Here is a 5,373-nt window from a genome sequence, read left to right on the forward strand (position 1 = left end):
CTACATTTCGCCCCCCGCCGCCCCCCCCCCCCCCCCCGCCCCCCCCGAGCGATCCAGGGAGGCGCTGAACCCGACCCGAAGCCAACAGGAACTTGCAGGAAGACCCGATCTGCAGCAGAGTGCGCGGCCCCCGCCCGCCCCCGGACCTCCCCATGCGCCTTGGCATCGACTTCGGTACCAGCAACTCCGCCGCCGCCATCGTCCGTGATGGACAGCTGCTGCCGATCCGCTTCGGTGACGCAGAGCAGTTCCGTACCAGCGTGTATTTCCCCGGCGTGGTGCCCGACCCGGACGACTTCCAGCTCGACGCCGGCCAGGAACACGAACTGCAGCAGATGATCGACAGCGCCGCCCGTGCCGCGCGCGCCGCCGGCCAGGAACGCACCCCGCAGGCACTGCGCCGCGAAGCCCTGCGCGCCCTGCGCCGCGAATGGATGGAAGCCCGCGCCGGCAAGGAACGCAGCGCCAGCGACCTGCTGCAGAACGCCATCTACGGCGATGACGCCCTGGAAGCCTATTTCGAGGAGCACGAAGGCAACCTGGTGCAGAGCCCGAAGTCGATGCTCGGCTACAACCTGCACCCGCGCGCGCGGCAGACCATCACCGGCATCGCCGCGCACATCCTCGAACACATCCGCCTGACCGCCAGTGCCCAGCTCGGCCAGCCGCTGCGCGCGGCCCTGCTCGGCCGCCCGGTGCAGTTCCGCAGCTCGATCGGCGCCGCCGGCAACGACCAGGCGCTGGACATCCTGCGCGAGGCCGCCACCCAGGCCGGCTTCGACCAGATCGACTTCCTCGAAGAACCAGCGGCGGCGGCCATGCATTACCACGCCGAAAGCCGCGAGCGGCACCAGGCCGTCATCGTCGACATCGGCGGCGGCACCACCGACATCGCCCACGCCGAAGTGGGCGGCGATGCCGCTCCGCGCATCCATCGCGCCTGGGGTATCGCCCGCGGCGGTACCGATATCGATCTGTCGCTGAGCCTGTCCAGCTACATGCCGCTGTTCGGCCGCGGCGTCACCCGCGTGCCCGCCCACCACTACGTGGAAGCGGCCACGGTGCAGGACATGACCCGCCAGCGCGACTTCCGCCAGCACAAGTACGACCACGTGGATGATCCGTGGGGTTCGCGCCTGCAGGCGCTGCAGGACACCGGCAACACCGCACGCCTGTACCGCGACGTCGAACGCGCCAAGATCGCCCTGAGCAGCAGCCCCAGCCACCGCAGCACCCTGGATTACATCGCCCGCGACCTGCATGCCGACAGCAGCACCGAAGGCCTGGCCACGGCCGCCTCGGGCTACCTGGCGCAGATCCGCGAGCTGCTGGCCCAGGTCCGCAGCGATATCGGCGGCGACCCGGATGCGGTGTTCCTGACCGGCGGCATGTCCCGCGCCGGCTACCTGCGGCAGGCGGCGGCCGAGGCCTTCCCGGGCGCCCGCATGGTCCATGGCGAGCCCTCGCTGGGCGTGGTCCAGGGCCTGGCGCTCGCGGCAGCCAGCCGGGATTAACAAAACGTTACGCGGAGTTTGCTACCCTCGGTAGGCTTGATAGGGCTCTACCTTCCGCCGGCTGCGCCGGTGTGTGTACCCGGGTAGGGCCCGGCCCGCTTGGCGGGCCTTGCGGCCATGCCTTCTGGCTCGTTCATGGTCCGCGTACTACCCGAGCCGCCATCGAGACCCGCTTTGGGCACCCGCCTGGCCCCTGTGGCCGCACAACCTGAAGAAGCACCTGCACCCATCGACTGCCGCCGTTGTGACGCGGTCTGTTGCCGGTTGCCCGTGCTGCTGCAGGCCGGCGACGACGTGCCCCCCCAGTATACCTCGCGCGACAGGCACGGCCGTGCCGTGATGGCGCGCAATGACGAGGGCTGGTGCGCGGCGATCGATCCCTATCACCTGCGCTGCACGATCTATTCGCAGCGCCCGGCGATCTGCCGCCAGTTTTCGATGGGTGGCGACGACTGCCGCCGCGAGCGGCAGGATTACCTGCGCCAGGCTGATGCCTGGTCGCTTTCCTCCCCTTCCACCTGACAGGAGCAACCATGCCCCGCAAGGCAAAGACCCCCGCGAAGGCTACCAACAGCATCCGCAGCGAACGCAAGGGCGCGGCCGCCAGCACCACGGTCAGCAGCGATTCGATTGCGTCCGATCTGGCCGCGTTCCGCAAGAGCGGTGGCAAGATCGAAGTGCTTGGCACCACCTGGGCGCTGAAGAAAGCCAGCTGACCCACCCTGACCGCGGCGGCGCTGCCGCCGCGGCCTGCCGGGCCGCGCTCAGCGGTCCAGGCTGACCCGCACGCTGCCCGAATGCGACTGGATGCGGATGTCACCATCGCCGCCGCCCAGCTTCGTATCAAGACTGCTGCCCGGCCCATAGCGCGGCCGCTCCACGGTGCCGGCATCACTGTTGATCGAGCCGGCGAAGCTGTTCACCGACAGCTGGGCCGAGACCTTGACCGGCAACCGCAGGTTGACCGAAGCACTGACCGACTCGACGTTGATGCGACCGCCCGGAGCCAGGCCCGACGTGGACAGGTCGATGCCGCCGGAGACCGTCTCCACCGCCAGGCGCTGGATGCGGCCGGCATCCACGCCGACCCGCCCGGACACCGTCTGCGCGCCGATATCCCCTGACACGCCCCCACCCGCCTCGATGCGGCCACTGACGGTGTTCACGTCCAGGCGCGGCGTCTGCAGCTTGGCGACGACGTTGCCGCTGACCGTGTTGAGCTTGCTGTCGCCACTGCGTCCGGCGGCATTGAGGTCGCCACTGACCGTATCGGCCTGCAGCCGGCGCACGTCGATGCCGCTGATGTCCTGGTCGGCACTGACCGTGCTCAGCAGCAGTTCCGAGGCACGCGGGACATTCAACACCAGGGTGGCCGTGCCGTTGGTGTGGCGCCGCGGGTATTCCACTTCCCAGCGCACGCGGTTGGCGCTCTTTTCCTGCCGCAGCTGCAGCCCATCGCCGAGGCTGCCGGTCAGCTGCACTTCGTTGCGGTCCCAGCCGCGCACGGTGACCTTGCCGGCCACGTTACTCAGCTCGATGCGGCCACCGCTGGCCAGGGTGTGGCGCTCATCCACGCGTGTATCGGCCAGGGCCAGGGCAGGCAGCAGCAGCAAGGCAGCGCAGAGCGGGAAAAGGGTTCGCATGGGGTCTCTCCTCAGGTTGTCAGTCCGGCCGCGGCGGCCTGCGCCGCCTGCCGGGTCAATTCGAGCCGCAGCGTATAGGTACGCTTGAGCTGTCCAAGCAGGTGCGGTGCGCGCGGATCCTGCGCCAGCGCGGCACGGATCTGTGCCGCGCTTTCATCCAGTTCGTGCAGGGCCGGCTGCCATTCCGCGGCGCGGGCACCGGGCAGCGATGCCACGGCCTGCTGGTACTGCTCGGTCATCGCCGCAGCCTGCAGCTGCAGCACCGATGGCGCAGGTGCCTGCCGCCACGGGGCCACCGCATACACTGCCAGGCCGGCGGCCAGCGCAGCACCTGCCGGCAGCCACCAGCGCCGCCGGGCACGGCGCGGCAGGGCCACGACGTTGCCGGGATGCTCCACCGCTGCCGGTGCCGCTTCGCGCGGTGGCAACTGCGCCGCCAGGCGTGCCCAGCCATCGGCCGGCGGCATGCGCTGCCCGGGCAATGCCCGCAACCGCGCCTGCAGCGCAGGGTCGTGGTCGTGGTCGTGGTCGTGGTCGGTTTCGTGGGTACTCATGTCATGTCTCCCAGACGCGCGCGCAACAGGCTGCGCGCGCGGTGCAACTGTGCCTTGGAACTGCCGACGGCCATCTGCAGCTGTTCGGCGATTTCCTGGTGTTTCCAGCCTTCGATGTCGTGCAGCACCAGCACCGCACGCGCCCGGGGTGGCAGCGTCGCCAGCGCGCGTTCCAGATCGCGCTCGGTGCCGGCGCAGCGATCGTGCACGGCCAGCTCCTGCAGGCCGCCATCGACCTCGTCCAGGCTGTCGTGGTCCGGCCCGGCGGCGCGGCCGCGCAGCTCCATCAGCGCTGCGTTGACGCCCAGCCGGTGCAGCCAGGTCGACAGGCTGCTTTCGAAGCGGAACCCCGGCAGCGCCTTCCAGGCCTGCAGGAAAGCTTCCTGCAGCGCATCCTCGGCGCGCGCCTGCTGGCCGCCGCACAGGCGCCACAACACCGCGAACACGCGCGGCGAATGGCGCCGGTAGAGCTGTTCGTAGGCCCCCATGTCGCCCGCCGCCGCGGCCCGCACCAGGGCGGGTTCGTCGACGGCGTCGGCGTCGGTGGTGGCAGGCAGCGCGGGCATGGTGGTGTCGAGCATATCGCTTGGATGCGGCGACCCTGGAAAAGGTTTAAGGCCGATTGAAGGCGGCGCCATTGCAACCTTTTCGATGCTGGCTGCATCCATGCAGGGTCCTTGCTGAAAATCCCCGGAGTCCCGCCATGTCCAGCTCCTCCTGCGCCGCCCTGCTGGTGATCGTCGCCTGCGTCGTGCTGCAGGCCCTGGACCTGTCGCTGCAGCTTCGCGCGGACAGCAGCCAGGCCTGCCTGCATCAGCATCGGCAGGCGGTGGTCTGCGTGGCCTGGCCAGGATCGGTCGAAACCCCGGCACGCGCCGGGTAACATCAAGGGCCGTTATCGCCACGTGTTGTCGCCCCATGATGTTGTCGCTGAAGGATCACCTGCCCGCCTGGAGCCATCCGTGGCTGAACTACATCGGCATCGCCCTGCAGATCGTGCTGGTGCTGGTGGTTGCCTGGCTGCTGCGGGTACTGGCCCGCCGCCTGATCCGCCGTTTCGCCGAGCACTACACGTTGCCGCCGGAGATGGCGATGGGCGCGCGTCGGATCACCAGTTTCGTGGTCTATTTCAGTGCGCTGCTGTACATCCTCAGCCTCTTGGGCGCGAAGCCATCGGTGCTGTGGACGGCCTTCACCGGTTTTGCCGCCGTGGGCGCGGTGGCGTTCTTCGCGGCGTGGAGCGTGCTGTCGAACATTTTCTGCACGCTGCTGATCTTCACCACCCGTCCGTTCCGCCTGCATGACTACATCGAGGTGCTGGAGAACGGCGAGAAGCCGGGCCTGAAGGGCCGGGTGATCGACGTGAACCTGATCTACACGACGCTGCAGGAAACGGGCAACGGCCACGAGGGCACGGTGCTGCAGCTGCCGAACAACCTGTTCTTCCAGCGCACGGTGCGGCGCTGGCGGGATCCCTCGCAGGCCCCGGGTGGCATCCAGGGCGACGGCTGAGAGGTTGAGGGTTTTTGCAGGGCTGCGCCCTGCACCTGCAGAGGCCAGAGCAAGAGCAGAAGCTGGCTTTCCGTGGGTTGGCGGGGCGGGTCCGGTTGAGGGGGACGCTGCAAGTACGTCCATGTAAGCTCGGTCGCCGCATCCATGCGG

The 5,373-nt window shown here is 69.2% G+C and carries 8 protein-coding genes; 5 read left to right on the top strand and 3 right to left on the bottom strand.

Translation table 11 applies throughout. The features are described from left to right. Positions 1-152 precede the first annotated feature (152 nt). The 3 genes from IAE41_RS21710 to IAE41_RS21720 all read left to right on the top strand — a co-directional run bounded on the left by IAE41_RS21710 (position 153) and on the right by IAE41_RS21720 (position 2,230). A complete protein-coding gene (locus tag IAE41_RS21710; RefSeq protein ID WP_108747142.1) occupies positions 153-1,514 on the top strand; it encodes an Hsp70 family protein in 1,362 nt (453 codons plus the stop codon). A 228-nt stretch (positions 1,515-1,742) separates the two neighbouring features. Next, entirely contained in the window at positions 1,743-2,036 is a 294-nt protein-coding gene (locus IAE41_RS21715; protein WP_200734530.1) for a YkgJ family cysteine cluster protein, read from the top strand. Between the two features lie 11 nt (positions 2,037-2,047). Next, positions 2,048-2,230 carry a hypothetical protein gene (locus IAE41_RS21720; RefSeq protein WP_079222716.1) on the top strand — a complete coding sequence of 61 codons (183 nt, stop codon included), beginning with the start codon at positions 2,048-2,050 and terminating at the stop codon, positions 2,228-2,230. A 48-nt stretch (positions 2,231-2,278) separates the two neighbouring features. Here IAE41_RS21720 and IAE41_RS21725 read toward each other — a convergent pair whose 3' ends face one another. The 3 genes from IAE41_RS21725 to IAE41_RS21735 are packed head-to-tail and all read right to left on the bottom strand — an operon-like array spanning position 2,279 to position 4,292. Continuing rightward, complete coding sequence (locus IAE41_RS21725) at positions 2,279-3,157, bottom strand: DUF4097 family beta strand repeat-containing protein (protein WP_200734528.1); 879 nt, start codon at positions 3,155-3,157, stop codon at positions 2,279-2,281. Positions 3,158-3,168: 11 nt separating this feature from the next. After that, positions 3,169-3,711: a hypothetical protein gene (locus IAE41_RS21730; RefSeq protein ID WP_200734529.1), complete on the bottom strand. Its 543-nt coding sequence runs from the start codon at positions 3,709-3,711 to the stop codon at positions 3,169-3,171. Then, on the bottom strand, positions 3,708-4,292 hold the full coding sequence (locus tag IAE41_RS21735; protein WP_079222719.1) for a sigma-70 family RNA polymerase sigma factor: 585 nt from the start codon (positions 4,290-4,292) through the stop codon (positions 3,708-3,710). Before IAE41_RS21735 ends, IAE41_RS21730 begins: the two co-directional genes overlap by 4 nt. Before the next feature lie 122 nt (positions 4,293-4,414). Here IAE41_RS21735 and IAE41_RS21740 point away from each other — a divergent pair, with 122 nt between their 5' ends. Together IAE41_RS21740 and IAE41_RS21745 are read left to right on the top strand one after the other, a co-directional pair. Next, positions 4,415-4,594, top strand: coding sequence for a hypothetical protein (locus IAE41_RS21740; RefSeq protein ID WP_079222720.1), 180 nt, complete (start codon positions 4,415-4,417; stop codon positions 4,592-4,594). A 35-nt stretch (positions 4,595-4,629) separates the two neighbouring features. Next, positions 4,630-5,223 carry a mechanosensitive ion channel family protein gene (locus IAE41_RS21745; RefSeq protein WP_079222721.1) on the top strand — a complete coding sequence of 198 codons (594 nt, stop codon included), beginning with the start codon at positions 4,630-4,632 and terminating at the stop codon, positions 5,221-5,223. Positions 5,224-5,373 lie beyond the last annotated feature (150 nt).

The sequence above is a fragment of the Stenotrophomonas sp. S39 genome (genome assembly GCF_016624665.1).
Classification (GTDB): domain Bacteria; phylum Pseudomonadota; class Gammaproteobacteria; order Xanthomonadales; family Xanthomonadaceae; genus Stenotrophomonas.

Bases quoted from the DNA above. Each gene is read 5' to 3' on its own strand.
- IAE41_RS21725 (WP_200734528.1), bottom strand. From the start codon at position 3,157: ATGCGAACCCTTTTCCCGCTCTGCGCTGCCTTGCTGCTGCTGCCTGCC.
- IAE41_RS21710 (WP_108747142.1), top strand. From the start codon at position 153: ATGCGCCTTGGCATCGACTTCGGTACCAGCAACTCCGCCGCCGCCATC.
- IAE41_RS21720 (WP_079222716.1), top strand. From the start codon at position 2,048: ATGCCCCGCAAGGCAAAGACCCCCGCGAAGGCTACCAACAGCATCCGC.
- IAE41_RS21735 (WP_079222719.1), bottom strand. From the start codon at position 4,292: ATGCTCGACACCACCATGCCCGCGCTGCCTGCCACCACCGACGCCGAC.
- IAE41_RS21745 (WP_079222721.1), top strand. From the start codon at position 4,630: ATGATGTTGTCGCTGAAGGATCACCTGCCCGCCTGGAGCCATCCGTGG.
- IAE41_RS21740 (WP_079222720.1), top strand. From the start codon at position 4,415: ATGTCCAGCTCCTCCTGCGCCGCCCTGCTGGTGATCGTCGCCTGCGTC.
- IAE41_RS21730 (WP_200734529.1), bottom strand. From the start codon at position 3,711: ATGAGTACCCACGAAACCGACCACGACCACGACCACGACCACGACCCT.